The sequence below is a fragment of the Streptomyces sp. M2CJ-2 genome (assembly GCF_016757295.1).
GTDB lineage: Bacteria > Actinomycetota > Actinomycetes > Streptomycetales > Streptomycetaceae > Streptomyces.
In genome coordinates this window covers 97,261-114,772 of record NZ_JAESIF010000019.1, presented here as the reverse complement: position 1 = coordinate 114,772, position 17,512 = coordinate 97,261, and the positions used below count along the sequence as shown (strand labels likewise).

General features: G+C 72.5%; 14 protein-coding genes. 8 read left to right on the top strand and 6 right to left on the bottom strand.

The window, feature by feature from the left end; all coding sequences use genetic code 11:
* Positions 1–22: 22 nt before the first annotated feature.
* The 3 genes from JL475_RS17340 to allB all read right to left on the bottom strand — a co-directional run bounded on the left by JL475_RS17340 (position 23) and on the right by allB (position 4,322).
* Positions 23–1,576 (bottom strand): MFS transporter, encoded by a 1,554-nt coding sequence (locus JL475_RS17340; RefSeq protein WP_202278614.1) that lies wholly within the window; start codon positions 1,574–1,576, stop codon positions 23–25.
* Between the two features lie 179 nt (positions 1,577–1,755).
* Entirely contained in the window at positions 1,756–2,901 is a 1,146-nt protein-coding gene (alc, locus tag JL475_RS17335) for an allantoicase (protein WP_202278613.1), read from the bottom strand.
* A gap of 80 nt (positions 2,902–2,981) precedes the next feature.
* Positions 2,982–4,322 carry an allantoinase AllB gene (gene allB, locus JL475_RS17330; RefSeq protein WP_202278612.1) on the bottom strand — a complete coding sequence of 447 codons (1,341 nt, stop codon included), beginning with the start codon at positions 4,320–4,322 and terminating at the stop codon, positions 2,982–2,984.
* 246 nt (positions 4,323–4,568) lie between these two features.
* Here allB and JL475_RS17325 point away from each other — a divergent pair, with 246 nt between their 5' ends.
* Complete coding sequence (locus JL475_RS17325) at positions 4,569–5,375, top strand: IclR family transcriptional regulator (protein WP_202278611.1); 807 nt, start codon at positions 4,569–4,571, stop codon at positions 5,373–5,375.
* A 151-nt stretch (positions 5,376–5,526) separates the two neighbouring features.
* Here the strand turns inward: JL475_RS17325 and JL475_RS17320 are convergent, their stop codons facing one another.
* Complete coding sequence (locus JL475_RS17320) at positions 5,527–5,787, bottom strand: DUF5955 family protein (RefSeq protein ID WP_307825076.1); 261 nt, start codon at positions 5,785–5,787, stop codon at positions 5,527–5,529.
* Between the two features lie 308 nt (positions 5,788–6,095).
* Between JL475_RS17320 and JL475_RS17315 the strand changes: the two genes are divergently transcribed.
* Together JL475_RS17315 and aceB are read left to right on the top strand one after the other, a co-directional pair.
* The gene (locus tag JL475_RS17315; protein WP_237407413.1) at positions 6,096–6,674 is read left to right on the top strand and encodes an NTP transferase domain-containing protein; all 579 of its coding nucleotides are present in this window, start codon (positions 6,096–6,098) and stop codon (positions 6,672–6,674) included.
* Positions 6,675–6,801: 127 nt separating this feature from the next.
* The gene (gene aceB, locus JL475_RS17310; RefSeq protein WP_202278608.1) at positions 6,802–8,427 is read left to right on the top strand and encodes a malate synthase A; all 1,626 of its coding nucleotides are present in this window, start codon (positions 6,802–6,804) and stop codon (positions 8,425–8,427) included.
* Positions 8,428–8,488: 61 nt separating this feature from the next.
* On the opposite strand, the gene JL475_RS17305 is transcribed toward aceB, so the two are convergent.
* The gene (locus JL475_RS17305; RefSeq protein WP_202278607.1) at positions 8,489–9,403 is read right to left on the bottom strand and encodes a HipA family kinase; all 915 of its coding nucleotides are present in this window, start codon (positions 9,401–9,403) and stop codon (positions 8,489–8,491) included.
* A 711-nt stretch (positions 9,404–10,114) separates the two neighbouring features.
* Here JL475_RS17305 and acsA point away from each other — a divergent pair.
* Genes acsA through JL475_RS17280 form a run of 5 tightly spaced genes read left to right on the top strand, consistent with a single transcriptional unit; the run spans position 10,115 to position 15,621 of the window.
* Entirely contained in the window at positions 10,115–11,905 is a 1,791-nt protein-coding gene (gene acsA / locus JL475_RS17300; RefSeq protein WP_202278606.1) for an acetate--CoA ligase, read from the top strand.
* The gene (gene pdhA, locus JL475_RS17295) at positions 11,902–12,996 is read left to right on the top strand and encodes a pyruvate dehydrogenase (acetyl-transferring) E1 component subunit alpha (protein WP_202278605.1); all 1,095 of its coding nucleotides are present in this window, start codon (positions 11,902–11,904) and stop codon (positions 12,994–12,996) included. The genes acsA and pdhA overlap by 4 nt, the downstream gene beginning before the upstream one ends.
* Positions 12,993–13,988 (top strand): alpha-ketoacid dehydrogenase subunit beta, encoded by a 996-nt coding sequence (locus JL475_RS17290; protein ID WP_202278604.1) that lies wholly within the window; start codon positions 12,993–12,995, stop codon positions 13,986–13,988. Before pdhA ends, JL475_RS17290 begins: the two co-directional genes overlap by 4 nt.
* Before the next feature lie 2 nt (positions 13,989–13,990).
* Positions 13,991–15,379, top strand: a complete 1,389-nt coding sequence (locus JL475_RS17285; RefSeq protein WP_202278603.1) for a 2-oxo acid dehydrogenase subunit E2 — start codon at positions 13,991–13,993, stop codon at positions 15,377–15,379.
* Positions 15,376–15,621, top strand: a complete 246-nt coding sequence (locus tag JL475_RS17280; protein ID WP_202278602.1) for an acyl carrier protein — start codon at positions 15,376–15,378, stop codon at positions 15,619–15,621. The genes JL475_RS17285 and JL475_RS17280 overlap by 4 nt, the downstream gene beginning before the upstream one ends.
* 341 nt (positions 15,622–15,962) lie before the next feature.
* Here the strand turns inward: JL475_RS17280 and JL475_RS17275 are convergent, their stop codons facing one another.
* Positions 15,963–17,444 carry a bifunctional aminoglycoside phosphotransferase/ATP-binding protein gene (locus JL475_RS17275; RefSeq protein WP_202278632.1) on the bottom strand — a complete coding sequence of 494 codons (1,482 nt, stop codon included), beginning with the start codon at positions 17,442–17,444 and terminating at the stop codon, positions 15,963–15,965.
* Between the last annotated feature and the right edge of the window lie 68 nt (positions 17,445–17,512).

The following is a 17,512-nucleotide window of genomic DNA, read 5'->3' as shown; positions in this document are numbered from 1 at the left end:
GGCGGGTCGGGGGAACGCCGCCTCACACCGGGCCGGGCCCCGTGCCGCCCTGGAGGCGTCGCAGGTCGGAGGGGCGGACCTGGATGGCCACGAGGGCGATCAGCGCGGCGAGCACGGCGAAGATCGCCGCGGTGGTGAACGCGGCCGAGATCCCGTGGGCGAGGATCTCGTCGCCCCAGGGCGGTGGGAGTTCCCCGGTGCGCTGGAAACGCAGGCGTTCGGCCACGGTCGCCTGCGCCAGGAAGCGCGGGATCTGTTTCTCCGCTTCATTGGTGCTCGCCGTACCGAACACCGTGACCAGGATGGACAGGCCGAGTGAGCCGCCGACCTGTTGGGTGGCGTTGAGGAGGCCGGAGGCCGCGCCGCTCTCCGCGGTGCGGACGTCGGAGAGCGCCATCAGGGTCAGCGAGACGAATTCCATGCCCATGCCGAGGCTGAACACCAGCATCGGGCCGAGGATGCTGCCCACGTAGGTGGAGTGGACGTCGGTCAGGGTCAGCCAGGCCAGGCCCGCCGCCGCCAGGACGCCGCCCCCCACCATGAAGGGCTTGGGCCCGTACACGGGCAGGAACCGGGAGGCCAGCCCGGCACCGATCGCGATGACCGCGCTGACCGGCAGGAAGGCCAGGCCGGCCCGGAGGGGGCTGAAGCCCAGCACGTCCTGCACGAAGAGGGTCAGGAAGAAGAACATGCCGAACATCGCCGCGGCCAGGCACAGCATGATGCCGTACGTGCCCGCGCGATTGCGGTCGGCGAACATGTGCAGCGGGGTGATCGGCTGCCGGGACCTTCTCTCGACCAGGACGAACGTCCCGAGGACGAGGACGGCCGCGCCGAACGAGGCCAGGGTGAGGGCGTCCCGCCAGCCGTCCTGCGCGGCCCTGATGAACCCGTAGACCAGCAGCACCATGCCCACGGTCGAGGTGAGCGCGCCGGTGATGTCGAAGTGGCCCGGGTGGCGCTCGGACTCCTTGATCCAGCGCGGGGCGGCGAGAGCGATGAGGAGCCCGATCGGAACGTTGACGAACAGCACCCACCGCCAGTTCAGCCATTCGACGAGGACTCCGCCGGCGAGCAGCCCGATCGCGCCGCCGCCCGCCGAGACCGCGGCGAAGACCCCGAAGGCACGGTTGCGGTCCGGCCCCTCGCGGAAGGTCGTGCTGATCAGGGCGAGGGAGGTCGGGGACGCGATGGCGCCTCCCATGCCCTGCAGGGCGCGGGCGGCGAGGAGCTGGCCGGGGTTCTGGGCCAGCCCGCCGAGCAGGGAGGCGAGCGCGAAGAGCAGGACGCCGAAGACGAAGACGCGCCGTCTGCCGAGGATGTCGCCGGCCCGGCCGCCGAGCAGCAGCAGCCCGCCGAAGGTGAGGGTGTACGCGCTGACCACCCACGACAGGCTGGTGGTGGAGAAGTCCAGGGAACGCTGGATGTGCGGCAGGGCGATGTTCACGATGGTGATGTCCAGCACCACCATCAACTGGCACGAGGCGATGACCAGCAGGGCCATCGCGCTGCCCCTGCCGGGGGAGTCCTGGCCGGTGGTCTGCGGTACGGAACCCGGCCGCGGACTACTGGTCATGCCGACTTTCGGCCATACCGGCTACCGGTCGTACCGGGTCGCCCTTTCGGGAGTCCACCGTACGACGGTACGCCCGGGGCCCCGGGGTCACCACTCGGTCGGCCCACGCGGCACACGGCCGGCCACCGCCCCACAGCCGTGATGTGCCGACCCGCCGGGGGGCGGTGGGGCCCGGCGGTTCAGCCGTCCAGTTCCCGGTGGCGGTCGGCCAGGGCGGTCGAGCCCTGTTCGGTCAGCGAACCGAACAGGCGCAGCCGGGAGATGCCGCCGTCGGGAAAGACGTCCACGCGCGCGTGCGTGCCGATCGCCGGGACGGGGAGGACGAAGCGGTGGCCGGTGTCGGGCTGGAGACGGGTACGGGGCAGGATCTCCCGCCAGCCGTCGTCCCCGCCCGCGCCGCCCTCGGCGTCCCGCACCGACACCGAGGCCCAGCCGGCGCTGTTGCCCTTCAGGTACGCCGTGTCGATCTCGAGGGCACGGATCCGCGCCTGGCCGGTGAGCCGGTAGCGGATCCAGTCATGGCCCCGGTCCCGGCGGCGCCTGGTCTCCCAGCCGTCGTCCATCTTGCGGGAGCGGTCGGGCCGGATGGTGTTCGCGGCCGGTGAGTAGAAGCGGTCGGACGCGTCCTCGACCCGGCCGCCGTTCTCCAGGGCGACGACGTCGAAGGTGCCCAGGGCGTCCAGCCACCCGGGGTCCGGGACGACGTCGCCGTACACGCGCAGGCGCGCGATGCCGCCGTCGGGGTGCTGGGACAGCCGCAGGTGGGTGAAGCGCCGCCCGACCGAGACGGCGAAGCCGTTGGCGGCGTGGCCGCCCACCGGGGTGCGCGGGAGCAGCGTCGTCCACCTCACCCCGGCCGAGAGCAGTTCCTCCGGTGCCGGGGAACCGGACACCGAGGCGCCCTCGACCGATACGGCCTGAGGGTGGTTGCCGCGGAAGTGGGCGGTGTCGACGACGATGCCGCGGACGACTCCGGGCGCGCCGAGGCGGATCAGCGCCCAGTCGTGGTCCTCGTCCGCCGGCCAGGGCTGTTCGGCGGAGGGGCCGCGGCGGCGCCGGGTCTCCCAGCCGTCCATGATCTTGCCCTTGTGCCCGAAGTGCTCCGGATCGAACAGGGGGCGTTCGGGCAGCAGCAGGTTCTCGCGCTGGGCGAAGAACTCGTCGTTGGCGGCGACGACACCGGCGCCGAGCCGGCGGTCGGCGAGATCGGTGAGGTCGGCGAAGGGGAAGTCGGCGGTGCGGTAGTCCGCGTACGGGTCACCGCCGCCGTAGGGGGCCGCATGGCCGCTGAAGCGGGGCAACGGAGAGGGATGCTGCGCCGTCACGGTGGTCCGATCCTGCCTTTCGGGGGTGGGAAGCCGGAATTCGAGGTCGACCGGAATGCGACGCCGAGTGGTGGCCGGCGTCAGGGGACGCGGGTGAGCAGGTGGCCCTTCGGTTCGGTGAACTCGCCGTCGGTCATGACGCGCCGGCCGCGCAGCCAGGTGGACTTCACGACGCCGTACAGGGTCTTGCCCGCGTACGCCGTCACCCGGTTGCGGTGCTGGAGCTCCTCCGGGTCGACGGTGAAGGTCTCGTCGGGGGCGAAAACGGCGAAGTCGGCGTCGTGGCCGGGCGCGATGGCGCCCTTGCGGGTGCCGAGGCCGACCAGTTCCGCCGTGCGCGTCGACATCCAGCGCACGACGTCCTCCAGGCCGTGCCCCCGTCCGCGGGCCTCGGTCCAGACGGCGGGCAGGCTGAGCTGGAGGCCGGAGATGCCGCCCCAGGCGGTGGCGAAGTCGGCGGTCTTGAGGTCCGCGGTGGACGGGGAGTGGTCGGTGACCACGCAGTCGATGACGCCGTCCGCCAGAGCCCGCCAGAGCGGGTCCTGGTTGGCGGCTTCGCGGATGGGCGGGCAGCACTTGAACTCGCTGGCGCCGTCCGGCACTTCCTCGGCGGTGAGGGTCAGGTAGTGGGGGCAGGTCTCGACGGTGACGCGTACCCCGTCGGACTTGGCCTCGGCGATCAGCGGCAGCGCGTCGCTCGAGGACAGATGCAGGATGTGCACGCGCGCGTCGAGGCGCTTCGCCTGCGCGAGGAGCAGGGCGACGGCGGTGCCCTCGGCGTCGCGCGGGCGGGAGGCGAGGAAGTCGGCGTACTTCGGGCCGCCGCACCGCGGGGCCGCGGCGAGGTGCTCCGGGTCCTCGGCGTGCACGATCAGCAGCCCGTCGAAGGCGGCGACCTCCGCCAGGGTGCGGGCCAGTTGCTCCGGACCGAGGTGCGGGAACTCGTCGACGCCGGACGGCGACAGGAACGCCTTGAAGCCGAAGACCCCGGCCTCGTGCAGCGGGCGCAGGTCCGGGACGTTGCCGGGCAGGGCGCCGCCCCAGAAGCCGACGTCGACATGGGCCCGGCTCGCGGCGGCCCGCTGCTTGGTGCGCAGATGACCGGCCGTCGTCGTCGGCGGGAGGGAGTTGAGCGGCATGTCGACGAGCGTGGTGATGCCGCCGGCCGCCGCCGCGCGGGTGGCGGTCCAGAAGCCCTCCCACTCGGTACGGCCCGGGTCGTTGACGTGCACATGAGTGTCGACCAGGCCGGGCAGCAGAACGTCGTCACCGAGGTCCGTCAGGCGGGCCGCCTCGGGGACGGGTGCCTCGTACGGCAGGACGGCCGTGATGGTGCCGTCGGCGACCGCGACCGAAGCGGCCCGTGTTCCCCCGGGGGTGACGACGCGCGTCGAGCGCAGCACCCGTTCGGTGTGGGACACCCGTGCCCTCCCCCCTCCACCGGCGCGCTTCCCGAGAGTTCAACTTTCTGTTGAAGGAGTCTTCACTCCCCCTCCCGCGCCGTCAAGGGGCACACTGCCCGGACGACGGCCGACCACCACTCCCTGGATGTTTCCAGGAAGCGGAATTAGACTTCCGGCAAGCAGAACGCAGTAACACGCCATCAGGCAGCCCACCGGCCGCCGGGTAGGCTTCTCCCTTCCCGCAGCCCTGAAAGGAAACGCGCCGTGCCGACGTCCAGCGCCAGCACCAACGGCTCCGTCCGGTCCGCCTCCGGCGGCGGGGTCCAATCCCTCGAGCGCGCCTTCGACCTGCTCGAAAGGATGGCGGACGCGGGCGGCGAGGTCGGTCTCAGCGAGCTGTCGGCGAGCAGCGGGCTGCCCCTGCCGACCATCCACCGCCTGATGCGCACCCTCGTCGCGTGCGGTTATGTGCGCCAGCAGCCCAACCGCCGTTACGCGCTCGGCCCGCGCCTGATCAGGCTCGGCGAGTCCTCCTCGCGGCTGCTGGGCACCTGGGCGCGCCCCTGCCTCGCCCAACTGGTGGAGGAGACCGGCGAGACGGCGAACATGGCACTGCTCGACGGGGACGAGGTCGTGTACGTCGCGCAGGTGCCGTCCAAGCACTCCATGCGGATGTTCACCGAGGTCGGCCGGCGCGTCCTGCCGCACTCCACCGGGGTGGGCAAGGCCCTGCTGGCCGGTTTCCCGCCGGAGGACGTACGGGCCCTGCTCGCCCGCACCGGGATGCCCGCCGCGACGGACAGAACCATCACCACGCCGGAGGGCTTCCTGGCGGCGCTCGACGAGGTGCGCCGCCAGGGCTACGCCATCGACGACAACGAGCAGGAGATCGGCGTGCGCTGCCTCGCCGTCCCGGTGCCCGACTCCCCCACCGCCGCGGCCATCTCGATCTCCGGCCCCGCGGGACGGGTCACGGAGTCGGCCACGGAACGGATCGTGCCGGTGCTCCAGCAGGCGGCCAGGGAACTCTCCGAGGTGCTCACCACTCCGGGCGGCGGCCCGACAACCTGACCGACCCGACCTGACCGACCCAGCCTGACCTGGCCGACCCTGCCACCCGATCCGGTTGCCCGATCCGGTCGGCCACCCCGAAGATCCGCCGCCCCTCGATCTCAGCGCCCGCGCACGCCCCCTTTCCGAGGACGTCCCGCAAGTCCGTTCGTCAGTCCCGGGGTGACGGCCCGAACAGTTCCACCGCGTCCCGCACCTCCCGCAACCCCGGCCCCAGTGCGCTCACCGAGCCGATCGCGCCGGCGATCAGCAGCAGGGAACGGCGCAACCGGGGGATCTCGGCACCGCCGTCCGCCACCAGGGCGTCCAGTGCGGCCAGCTCCTCCTCAGCGATGCTCCGATCAGGGAACTCCACGGGATGGGCCGCGAGTCGGCGCCGCAGCCGGGACACGGCGGAACGCAGTTCCGTCACCCGTGGATCGTCCTGACGACTGCCGCCCGCACGCCTTTGCTCTACGCTCCGCAACACAGTCCTCCCCCTCACGCACCGCGGTGCGCCTCTCCCCACCGGCCTCGCCGCCCCCGTCGCCGGTGCGCGCCAGTAAACGCCACCCCGCCCCCTCCGCGCCAGTCCGCTGCGTCATCGGCATGCTCCACAGCGTGACATCGCGCCGTACGGACACCCGGCGGCAGGTGCGGTATGCAGAGTCCGTGACGACACCGAGAACACACCGGAGGAGTCCGGACGCCGAACAGGCGGTCCCGGAACGGGTCGTGGGACTGCTGCTCGCGGCGGGCGGCGGGCGGCGGCTGGGCGGACGCCCCAAGGCGCTGCTGGCGCACCGGGGACGACCGCTCGTGGAGCACGCCGTACGGTCCCTGCGCGAGGGCGGCTGCGAGCGCGTCCACGTGGTGCTCGGCGCGGGGGCGGACGAGGTACGCGCGCGTGCCTCACTGCCGGACTGCGTGCTCGTCGACAACCCCGCGTGGCAGCAGGGCATGGGCTCGTCCCTGCGGGCCGGGCTCACCTCGCTGACCGGCACGGACGCACGGGCCGCGCTGGTCCTGCTGGTCGACCAGCCCGGGATCGGGCCGGAGGCGGTCGCGCGGGTACTCGGCGCACGCGCCGCTCGGGAGCCCCGGGAGTTGCTCGTCTCGGCCACCTACGCCGGCGCACGCGGTCACCCGGTCCTGTTCGGGTCCGCACACTGGGCCGGTGTCGCCGCGACCGCGACCGGGGACCGGGGGGCGCGCGCCTACCTGAAGGAGCACGCGGACCGGATCACTCTTGTCGAGTGCGGGGACGTGGCCGAGCCCTACGACATCGACACGGAGGAGGACCTGACCCGCCTCGACTGAAAGGGTGACACCCGGCGCCGCCGCGGCCCGGCCCGGAGTACCTCGACATCAACAAACCATTGAACTTCCACGATGAGGAAACTACTATCCACTGCCCAGAGCGCCCGCCTGAAGGAAGTGACAGCTGATGTCCGCACCAGCGCCGTCCCCGCTGGCCATCGTCGACGCCGAACCCCTGCCCGGGCAGGAGGAGGTCCTCACCGAGGCGGCCCTCGCCTTCGTGGCCGAGCTGCACCGGCGGTTCACGCCCCGGCGTGACGAACTCCTCGCCCGCCGCGCGGAGCGCCGTGCCGAGATCGCCCGCACCTCCACGCTCGACTTCCTCCCGGAGACGGCCGCCGTCCGCGCGGACGACTCCTGGAGGGTGGCTCCGGCCCCCGAGGCCCTGAACGACCGGCGCGTCGAGATCACCGGCCCCACCGACCGCAAGATGACCGTCAACGCCCTCAACTCGGGCGCGAAGGTCTGGCTCGCGGACTTCGAGGACGCCTCGGCGCCCACCTGGGAGAACGTGGTCCTCGGCCAGCTCAACCTGATCAACGCCTACACCCGGACCATCGACTTCATCGACGCGGTGTCCGGCAAGTCCTACGCCCTGCGCCCGGCCGAGGAGCTGGCGACGGTCGTCATGCGCCCGCGCGGCTGGCACCTGGACGAACGGCACCTCTCCGCCCCGGACGGCACCCGGGTGCCCGGCGCCCTGGTCGACTTCGGGCTGTACTTCTTCCACAACGCCCGGCGTCTCCTCGACCTCGGCAAGGGCCCGTACTTCTACCTCCCGAAGACGGAGTCCCACCTGGAAGCCCGCCTGTGGAACGACGTGTTCGTCTTCGCGCAGGACCACCTGGGCCTCCCCCGGGGCACCGTCCGCGCCACCGTCCTCATCGAGACGATCACGGCCGCGTACGAGATGGAGGAGATCCTCTACGAACTGCGCGACCACGCCTCGGGGTTGAACGCGGGACGCTGGGACTACCTGTTCTCCATCATCAAGAACTTCCGTGACGGCGGCGCCAGGTTCGTCCTCCCGGACCGCAACGCGGTCACGATGACGGCCCCGTTCATGCGGGCGTACACCGAACTCCTCGTGCGCACCTGCCACAAGCGGGGCGCGCACGCGATCGGCGGGATGGCGGCCTTCATCCCGTCCCGCCGGGACCCGGAGGTCAACAAGATCGCGTTCGAGAAGGTCCGCGCCGACAAGGACCGCGAGGCGAACGACGGTTTCGACGGCTCCTGGGTCGCCCACCCGGACCTGGTCCCGATCGCCATGGAGTCCTTCGACCGGGTGCTGGGCGACAAGCCGAACCAGAAGGACCGGCTGCGCGAGGACGTCGACGTCAGCGCCGCCGACCTGCTCGCGATCGACTCCCTGGAGGCCGAGCCGACGTACGCGGGCCTGGTCAACGCCGTCCAGGTCGGCATCCGCTACATCGAGGCCTGGCTGCGCGGCACGGGTGCGGTCGCCATCTTCAACCTGATGGAGGACGCGGCCACCGCCGAGATCTCCCGCTCCCAGATCTGGCAGTGGGTCAACGCGGGTGTCGTCCTCGACAACGGCGAGCGGGTCACCGCGGAACTGGCCCGCAGGGTCGCCGCCGAGGAACTGTCGAACATCCGCGCCGAGACCGGCGACGAGGCCTTCGCGGCGGGCCACTGGCAGCAGGCCCACGACCTGCTGCTGAAGGTCTCCCTCGACGAGGACTACGCCGACTTCCTCACCCTGCCGGCGTACGAGCGGCTCCAGGGCTGACGCCCACCGCGCGGCCCGCCACGGCGGGGTGGCCCGGAAGGTCTCCGGTCCACCCCGCCGGTCATCCCAGATGCACCGACCAGTCCCGTTCCGCCTCCGGCTTGCCGTGCAGGTCGGGGACGCTCTTGAGCCAGTCCGGGCGGCCCTGCCGGGTCCGGGCCGCCCGGCGCGCGTTCTCCTCGGCCAGCTCCTCCGCGGCGGGGAAGTCGGTCGGCAGCCACGCCGGCGAGGACCGCACGCGCGCGTGGAGGTACGCCACGTACGCCTCGCGGGCCGCGTCGGGCGTCGCGAAGTCCGGGTCGTCGGCCAGCCAGGCGTCGGGCACCTCGGCGGTGATGGACCGCAGCAGTTCCTCGGTCACCCGGGGAGCCAGTTCGGCGTCGGCGGCGCGCACGTCGGGTGCGTAGCCGCCGAGGGCGTGGTGACGGAAGTCGTACGCCTTCGACGGGTCGGAGGCGGCCCAGCGGTGGTGGAAGACGAGCGCGGCCCCGTGATCGATGAGCCACAGGCGCGGCGGGGCGACGCCGAGCGTCGGCCAGACCATCAGATTGGAGCTGTGCGTGGTCCGGTCCACGTTCACCGTGAGCGCGTCGAGCCAGACGATCCGCCCGGCCTCCACCGGATCGACGGGGAAGACCTCGGCGACCTCGGGCGTGAAGTCCCGCGCGCCCGGCAGGTAGTCCATGCCGAGGTTGATCCCGGCGCTGGCGGAGTGCAGCTCCCGCACCTCCTGGTGGGGCTCGCCGGCGGCGATCGCCGGGTCGAAGTGGACCAGGACCAGCTCCGGAAAACGCAGCCCCAGGGCACGGGCCAGCTCGCCGACGATCACCTCGGCGACCAACGCCTTGCGCCCCTGCGCGGACCCCGTGAACTTCACGACGTACGTGCCGAGGTCGTCGGCCTCGACGATCCCGGGCACGGAGCCACCGGACCGCAGGGGCGCGATGTAGCGGCCCGCGGCGACCTCTCTCAGCATTCTCCGAGGCCCCACAGCTCGTTCACCTTACGTTCCACGACCAGCTCCCACGCGGTGTGATTCGGGGAAACCTCCCCGACCGGTCCTGGGGAGAATCCGGGGAGTTCCGACCGGCATGCCCGTCCCTCCGTCTCCCCGGCAGTCCATCGACGGCGGTACGGCCCTCGCTTCCGGCCTCCGGTATGAAGTGAGCATAGTAACCGAGCGTGACAGCCGGAGAGGGGTGCCCCGGCCATCGCGCCGAGTTCCCGGTCGCCGTCGTCCCGCACGGCTGACGCCGGGGCGCGACGGGGGCCGCAGGGCGAGGAGGGCGCGCAGCGTGTTCCGCCTGACGGGCGGACGGTTCGGCGGCTTCCGTGACGGGGGGGGACGGTCGACGGCTGGACGACGGGTACAGCCGGGGAACTCCGCGCGGACCGGTGGCGCGGGTCCGACCGGGGGCCGGACGGCCCTCCCGGTCGGGACCGTCCGGCCCTACAGCCGGCGGGTGGTCGGCGGTGTGATGGAAAGGAGCCGAGGGTCACAGGAGACACGGAGAAGCGGAGCGAAACCGCGCACCGTGCAATGAGGGCCCGCAAGAAGCGGGCGGCCCTCGGTTCCATCGACGACCGCGGCTGCCGCCCGCATCGGGCCGTGCTCACCTGGCCGACGTGCGACACGCGCCGTGCTCCGCGACCCTGGAGATCAAGGGCAGTGCCGCGAGGAGCACCCATGGACTGGGAAACGATCCACAAGGACACCGCACCGGTCGTTCCGCCCCGTCTCACCGACTACGAACGGACCCGCTCGGCGTTCACCTGGGCTCAGGCCCGCCACGCGCTGGCCGGGTTGCCCGGCGGCGGGCTGAACATCGCGCACGAGGCGGTGGACCGGCATGCGGCCTCGGACCGGGCGGACAAGGTCGCCCTGCGGTGCATCGCCCGGGACGACTCCGTCACCGATGTCACGTACGCCGAGCTGGCCCGGCGCACGGCCCGTTTCGCGAACGTGCTGCGGACACTCGGCGTCGGCCCCGGCGACCGGGTGTTCACGCTGCTCGGCCGCTGCCCCGAGCTCTACACCGCGGTGCTGGGCACGCTGAAGAACACCGGCGTGCTCTGCCCGCTGTTCTCCGCGTTCGGCCCCGACCCGGTGGAGCAGCGGCTGCGTCTCGGCGACGCCCGGGTGCTCGTGACCACGGCGGCCCTCTACCGGAAGAAGGTGGCCGACCGCCGGGACCCGCTGCCCGACCTGGAGCACGTCCTGATCGTCGGGCCGGGCGCCGGGGATCTGCCCGGCACCCTCTCCTTCGACGCGCTGATGTCCGCCGCCGCGGACACCTTCACGATCCCGCCGACCTCGCCCGGAGACATGGCCCTGCTGCACTTCACCAGTGGCACCACGGGCACTCCCAAAGGCGCGGTCCACGTCCACGAGGCGGTGGTCGCCCACCACGCCACGGCCGCGTACGCGCTCGATCTGCACCCCGGGGACGTGTACTGGTGCACCGCCGACCCCGGCTGGGTCACGGGCATGTCGTACGGCATCATCGCCCCGCTGGCGCACGGTGTGACGGTGGTCGTCGACGAGGGTGACTACGACGCCCGCCGCTGGTACCGGATCCTCGGCGAGCAGCGGGTCAGCGTCTGGTACACGGCGCCCACCGCGCTGCGCATGCTCATGCGTGCGACACCACGTCGGGGCCCGTACGACCTGCCGCGCTCCCACGACCTGTCGGCCCTGCGCTTCATCGCCTCCGTCGGGGAACCTCTCAACCCCGAGGCCGTCGTATGGGGCCGTGACGTGCTGGGCCTGCCGGTGCACGACAACTGGTGGCAGACGGAGACCGGCTGCATCATGATCGCGAACTACGCGGCCTGCGACATCCGGCCCGGCTCGATGGGCCGCCCGCTGCCCGGCGTCGAGGCGACCGTGCTGAGGACCGGCGAGGACGGCCGGGCGCTGGTCGGCGGCGGCCGGGTCACGGAAGTGCGGAGCCCCGACGAAGAGGGCGAGCTGGCGCTGCGTCCCGGCTGGCCGTCGATGTTCCGCGGCTACCTGCACGACAAGGAGCGCTACGACGCCGCCTTCACCGACGGCTGGTATCTGACCGGCGACCTGGTGCGACGGGACGCGGACGGCTGGTACTGGTTCGTGGGACGCGCCGACGACGTGATCAAGTCGGCGGGGCATCTGATCGGCCCGTTCGAGGTGGAGAGCGCGCTGATGGAACACCCGGCGGTCGCGGAGGCCGGAGTGATCGGCCGGCCGGACCCCGTGGCCGGGAACGTCGTCAAGGCCTTCGTGTCGCTGCGCCCCGGTGTGGAATCCTCCCCGGACCTGGAGCGCGAGTTGCTGGGCTTCGCCCGTCGGCGGCTGGGTCCGGCCGTCGCGCCCAGAGAGATCGCGTTCGACCAGAACCTGCCCAGGACCCGCAGCGGCAAGGTCATGCGCCGACTGCTGCGTGCACGTGAACTCGGCTTCCCCACCGGCGACTTGTCGACCTTGGAGGGATCAGCGTGAGCGCGGCCCGGTCCACCGCCCGCCCCCGGAAGGACGCGGCGCCCGCGAAGCCCGGCAGGAAGGCCGGACCCGAGAAGAGGGCCGGTGCCGGACCGCCGCCGGCCGACCGGACGGACGCCGGGCACCGGACGGACCTGCTGGAGGCGATGCTGCGCATCCGGCGCTTCGAGGAGAGGTGCGTCGAGCTGTACAGCGCCGCGAAGATCCGTGGCTTCGTCCACCTCTACATCGGCGAGGAGGCCGTCGCCGTCGGTGTCAACGAGGCGCTGACACCGGAGGACGCGGTCGTCTCCACCTATCGCGAACACGGTCACGCGCTGGCCCGCGGTCTCACGGCCGAGGCCGTCATGGCCGAGATGTACGGCAAGGTGACCGGCTGCAGCGGCGGGCGGGGCGGATCCATGCACCTGTTCGACGCGAGCCGCCGCTTCTACGGCGGCAGCGCGATCGTCGCCGGCGGACTTCCGCTGGCCGCCGGTCTCGCCCTCGCCGACCGCATGCGCGGCCTGCCCCGCGTCACCTGCTGCTTCTTCGGCGACGGGGCCTTCGCCGAGGGCGAGTTCCACGAGACGGCGAACCTCGCCGCCCTGTGGGACCTGCCCCTGCTGCTGGTCTGCGAGAACAACCTGTACGCCATGGGCACCGCGCTCGCCCGGGAGCACGCGCAGACCGACCTGGCGATGCGCACCGCCTCCTACGGCATGCCCGCCTGGGCCGTGGACGGCATGGACGTCGAAGCCGTCGAACAGGCCGCCCGGCGGGCCGTCGAGGGCATCAGGGCAGGCACCGGACCGCACTTCCTGGAGCTGCGCACCTACCGGTTCCGCGCCCACTCCATGTACGACCCGGACCGCTACCGCAAGAAGGCGGAGATCGAGGAGTGGAAGTCCCGGGATCCGATCGGCCGGCTGACGGACCGCATGCGCGACCACGGGGAGCCGGGCGGCGAAGCGCTCACCCGGATCGAGCAGCGGATCACCGACGAGATCGACCGCGCCGTGGAAGCGGCCGAGCAGGCCCCGGAGGAGCCGGTCGAGAACCTGCTCCGCCACGTCACGAGCACCTCGGCCGAGGAGGTGGACCGACCGTGAGCGCCGACGGGACGGAGGGGGCGAAGACGACGTACCGGGAGGCTCTGCGCGAGGCCCTGCGGGAAGCCCTGCGCTCCGACGACCGGGTCTTCCTCATGGGCGAGGACGTGGGCAGGTACGGCGGCTGTTTCGGCGTCAGCCTCGGGCTGCTGGAGGAGTTCGGACCGGACCGCGTCCGCGACACCCCGCTCTCGGAGTCCGCGTTCGTGGGTGCCGGCATCGGCGCCGCTCTGGCCGGGATGCGGCCCGTCGTCGAGATCATGACCGTCAACTTCAGCCTGCTCGCCCTCGACCAGATCCTCAACAACGCCGCCACCCTGCTGCACATGTCGGGCGGCCAGCTGCCCGTGCCGCTGGTCATCCGCATGACGACGGGTGCGGGGCGGCAGCTCGCGGCGCAGCACTCGCACAGCCTGGAAGGCTTCTACGCGCACATCCCCGGCATCCGTGTGCTCGCCCCGGCCACGCTCGAGGACGCACGCCACATGCTCGCCCCCGCGCTCGCCGACCCCGACCCGGTGGTGGTCTTCGAGCACGGCAGCCTCTACAACGCCTCCGGCGAACTCACTCCGCCGGCCGCCCCCGTGGACCTGGACCATGCCGCGATCCGCAGGCCCGGTACCGACATCTCCCTGATCACGTACGGCGGTTCGCTGCCCAAGGTGCTCGCGGCGGCGGACGGGCTGGCCTCCGAGGGCATCGACGCCGAGGTGATCGACCTGCGCACGCTGCGGCCCCTCGACGGTGCGACCGTCACCGCGTCCGTGGCCCGTACCCACCGTGCGGTGATCGTCGACGAGGCATGGCGCACGGGGAGTCTCGCCGCCGAGGTGTCCGCCCGCATCGCCGAGGAGTCGTTCTACGACCTGGACGCCCCCGTCGAGCGGGTGTGCAGCGCCGAGGTGCCCATTCCGTACGCCCGGCAGTTGGAAGAGGCCGCCCTGCCGCAGACCGCCGACATCGTCGCGGCCGCACACCGGGCGGTGGACTGATCATGGGCGAGTTCACCATGCCGTCACTCGGCGCCGACATGGACGAGGGCACGCTGGTGGAATGGCTGGTGGGACCCGGCGACCTCGTCCGCAGAGGCGATCCGGTCGCGGTCGTCGAAACCGCGAAGTCCACGATCGAGGTGGAGTGCTTCGCGAGCGGAGCGATGGGGCGGCTGCTCGTCGAGCCGGGCACGACGGTACCGGTGGGCACGCCGCTCGCGATGATCGAGCCGGCGGCAGGAGTGCCCGGGGAACCGGAGAGCGCCCGGAAGGCCCAGGGGAAACCACAGGCACCGCCCGCCCCTGAGCACGCGAGGCCCGCCAAAACCTCCGAGCCCTCCCCTGCCCGCACTCCGGTGCCGTCCGGGGGCCGGGACCGCGGACACGTCGAGGCGGGCCCGTTGATCCGGCACCTCGCGGAGCAGAGCGGCGTCGACCTCACGGCCCTCGACGGCTCCGGACCGGCAGGGCGTGTCACCCGGGCCGACATCGAGCGGGCAGCGGCAGCCACGACCGCCGCCCGGCCCTCGCGCATACGGGCCACCCCCCTCGCCCGCCGACGCGCCGCCGAGCTGGGTGTCGACCTGTCCGCGGTGACCGGCACCGGCAAGGATTTCGCCATCCGCGCCGAAGACGTGGCCAGGGCGGCCTCCGGTCACGCTGCCGCGCCCCCACCGCCGCGCCGGACCGCCGCTGCCGTGCGTGCCTCCCACCCTCCCGAGGACCGGGCGTCGGGCATGCGCCGGGTGATCGCACGCCTGATGACCCGCGCCAACCGGGACATCCCGCACTACTACCTGTCCACCACCGTCGACATGGCCACCGCGATGGACTGGCTGCACGACCGCAACCGGCGCAGTCCGATGTCCGAACGGCTGCTTCCGGCGGCCCTGCTGCTCAAGGCGGCCGCCCTCGCGGCACACGAGGTGCCCGAGCTCAACGGCTTCTGGACCGACGACCGCTTCACCGCTGCTCAGGACGTCCATCTCGGCGTGGCGGTGTCCCTTCGTGGCGGGGGGCTCGTCGCACCCGCCCTGCACCGGGCCGACACCCTCGGGCTGCCCGAGCTGATGACCGCCTTGAAAGACCTGGTGTCACGCGCCCGCGCGGGCAGGCTGCGCGGTTCCGAAGTGTCCGACGCCACGATCACGGTCACCGACCTCGGCGACCAGGGCGTGGAAACCGTGTTCGGCGTGATTCATCCGCCGCAGGTGGCCCTGGTCGGCTTCGGGCGGGTGGTCGACCGGCCGTGCGCCGTCGACGGCCTGCTGGGCGTACGTCCCGTCGTCACGGCCACCCTCTCGGCGGACCACCGGGCGACGGACGGCGCCGTCGGGGCCCGCTATCTGAGAAGGCTCGACCGTCTCCTGCAGAACCCGGAGAAGCTGTGAACCGAACCGACGCGCTGAACGTGGTCAAGGAGTCGATCGCCCGGGCCGTTCCCGACGCCGACCTGGCCACGCTGGGTCCCGACGAGGCGTTTCGGGACGCGCTCGAGATGGATTCGCTGGACTTCCTGACCTACATCGAGTTCCTGGGCGAACGGACCGGCATGCGTATCGACGACGAGGACACACCACAGCTCACCACGCTGTCCAGCAGCGCCGACTTCCTCGTCGCCCACGTGAAGTGAGAGGTGTTCTCGTCGACCCGGCGCGGGACTGCCGACCCCGCGCCACCGGGGCGGTCGCGGCGCCTCGCGGTGCAGCACGACGTCGAGGGCGCCGGTGCGTGGAGTGGTCGGCGGAGGGGACGCGGACGAACTCGGCCTGTGTCCCGCGGATCACATTGCCCGGGGTCCATCCGCCGCCGTTGCGGCGCTGTCCGTACAGGGTGTCGCGGCAGGGCGGGCAGTGTGCGCAGGCCGCGACGGACACACGGTCACCTGTTGTCCGGGACGCCGGGTGTGCACCCCAGTGCCGGCGTCCACCACCTCGCCCACGGTCCCGTGCCCGAGGGCCGTGCCCGGGTCCGTCAGTCCGGCCGCGGGTGGGGGCGGCGGAAGACGGGGGCCTGGCCGGTGCCCCACGGCCGCAGGGCTGCCAGCGCCTGGACGACCGCGGCCTCCGGGGGGCCGCTGGTGTCGACCGTGACGGCCTCGGGCCACGGTGGCTCCTCGGCCGCCATGGCGGTGGCGACGGCGACGTCGGCATCGGATGCCGATGCTCCCGGAGGACGGGAGCCGAGGCGGGCCGCCGACACGTCGCCGGGGACCCGGCAGTGCAGGGCCACCAGGTCGGCGCTGGTGCGTTCGGCCGTGCGCAGGGCCGCTGCGCGTCGGCCCGCGTCGGACCAGGTGGCGTCCAGGACGACGGATTCTCCCGAGGACAACAGGGTGGACGCACGGTCGAGCAGGGCGTCGTAGGTCCTGGCGGTCCACTCCGGCGTGTACAGGCCTTCGCCGTAGCCGGCCGCCGCGGGCTGCTCCGCCGGGATGCCGGCCAGTTCCTTGCGGAGGCGGTCGCTGCTGAGCAGGGTCACCCCCAGACGGTCGGCCAGGGCGCCGGCGAGCGTGGATTTCCCGCTGCCCGGCAGCCCGCCCACCAGCGTCAGACCGACGGCGGAGGTGCGCAGGTGGCGCAGCGTCGCCGTGACCAGTCGCCGGGACGCCGACTCGGCACCGGGCGCGCCCTGGCGTGACTGGATCAGGGAGACCTTGGCACGGACGAAGGCTCGGTAGGCCACGTAGTGGTGCCACAGGGACGGGGGCGCGAAGTCCCCGGAGTACTCGCTGTACCGGGCGAGGAAGTGGGCCGCGGACTCCGGGGCGCCGAGCTGTTCCAGGTCCATGGCGAGGAAGGCGGCGTCATCGAGGCCGTCGACGTGGCGAAGGTGGTCGTCGAACTCCAGACAGTCCAGGATGCGGGGGCCGTCGTCGAGGCAGAAGACGTCCTCGGCCAGCAGGTCGCCGTGGCCGTCGACGATGCGTCCTTGCCGGATACGCGTGGCGAACAGGTGCTCGCGGCCGGCGAGGTAGCGGCGCACCAGCCGCTCGACCTCGTCGACGCCGTCGGGCAGGGAGACGTCCTCGGCCAGGGCGTGGACCTGCGCGAAGCTCGCTTCCCACCTCGAGGACAGAGCGTCGCGGGTTCCCTGCACGTCCACTTCCGGGCTGCGGCGCGCGTCCGCGTGGCGTGCGGCAAGCTGCCGGGCCACGGCCCGCAGGACGTCGTCGACGGCGGCCCCCTCTCGTACCAGCCGGGACAGGCGACGGTCCGCCGGCATGCGGCGCATCACGACGAGCGGTTCGGCCTCGTCCGGATGCGGCAGCCGGATCTCGCCCAGGCCCAGGTAGACGTCCGCGGCGAAGCGGCGGTTGAGGACGACCTCCTGTTCGCAGGCGGCCCGGCGGGCCGCCACCGTGGTGTAGTCCAGGAACTCCAGGTCGACCGGTTTCTTGATCTTGTAGGCGTGATCACCGAAGAGGAGCACGATCGCGGTGTGCGTCTCGTGCAGTTCCGCACGTGGGAACGTCGCACCGTCGGGGCCGGGGCCCGGACGGAGTACGGACGCGTCGGTGCGGT

Coding starts and splice junctions, on each gene's coding strand:
- JL475_RS17285 (WP_202278603.1), top strand. CDS start 13,991: ATGGGCGAGTTCACCATGCCGTCACTCGGCGCCGACATGGACGAGGGC.
- JL475_RS17340 (WP_202278614.1), bottom strand. CDS start 1,576: ATGACCAGTAGTCCGCGGCCGGGTTCCGTACCGCAGACCACCGGCCAG.
- JL475_RS17305 (WP_202278607.1), bottom strand. CDS start 9,403: ATGCTGAGAGAGGTCGCCGCGGGCCGCTACATCGCGCCCCTGCGGTCC.
- acsA (WP_202278606.1), top strand. CDS start 10,115: ATGGACTGGGAAACGATCCACAAGGACACCGCACCGGTCGTTCCGCCC.
- aceB (WP_202278608.1), top strand. CDS start 6,802: ATGTCCGCACCAGCGCCGTCCCCGCTGGCCATCGTCGACGCCGAACCC.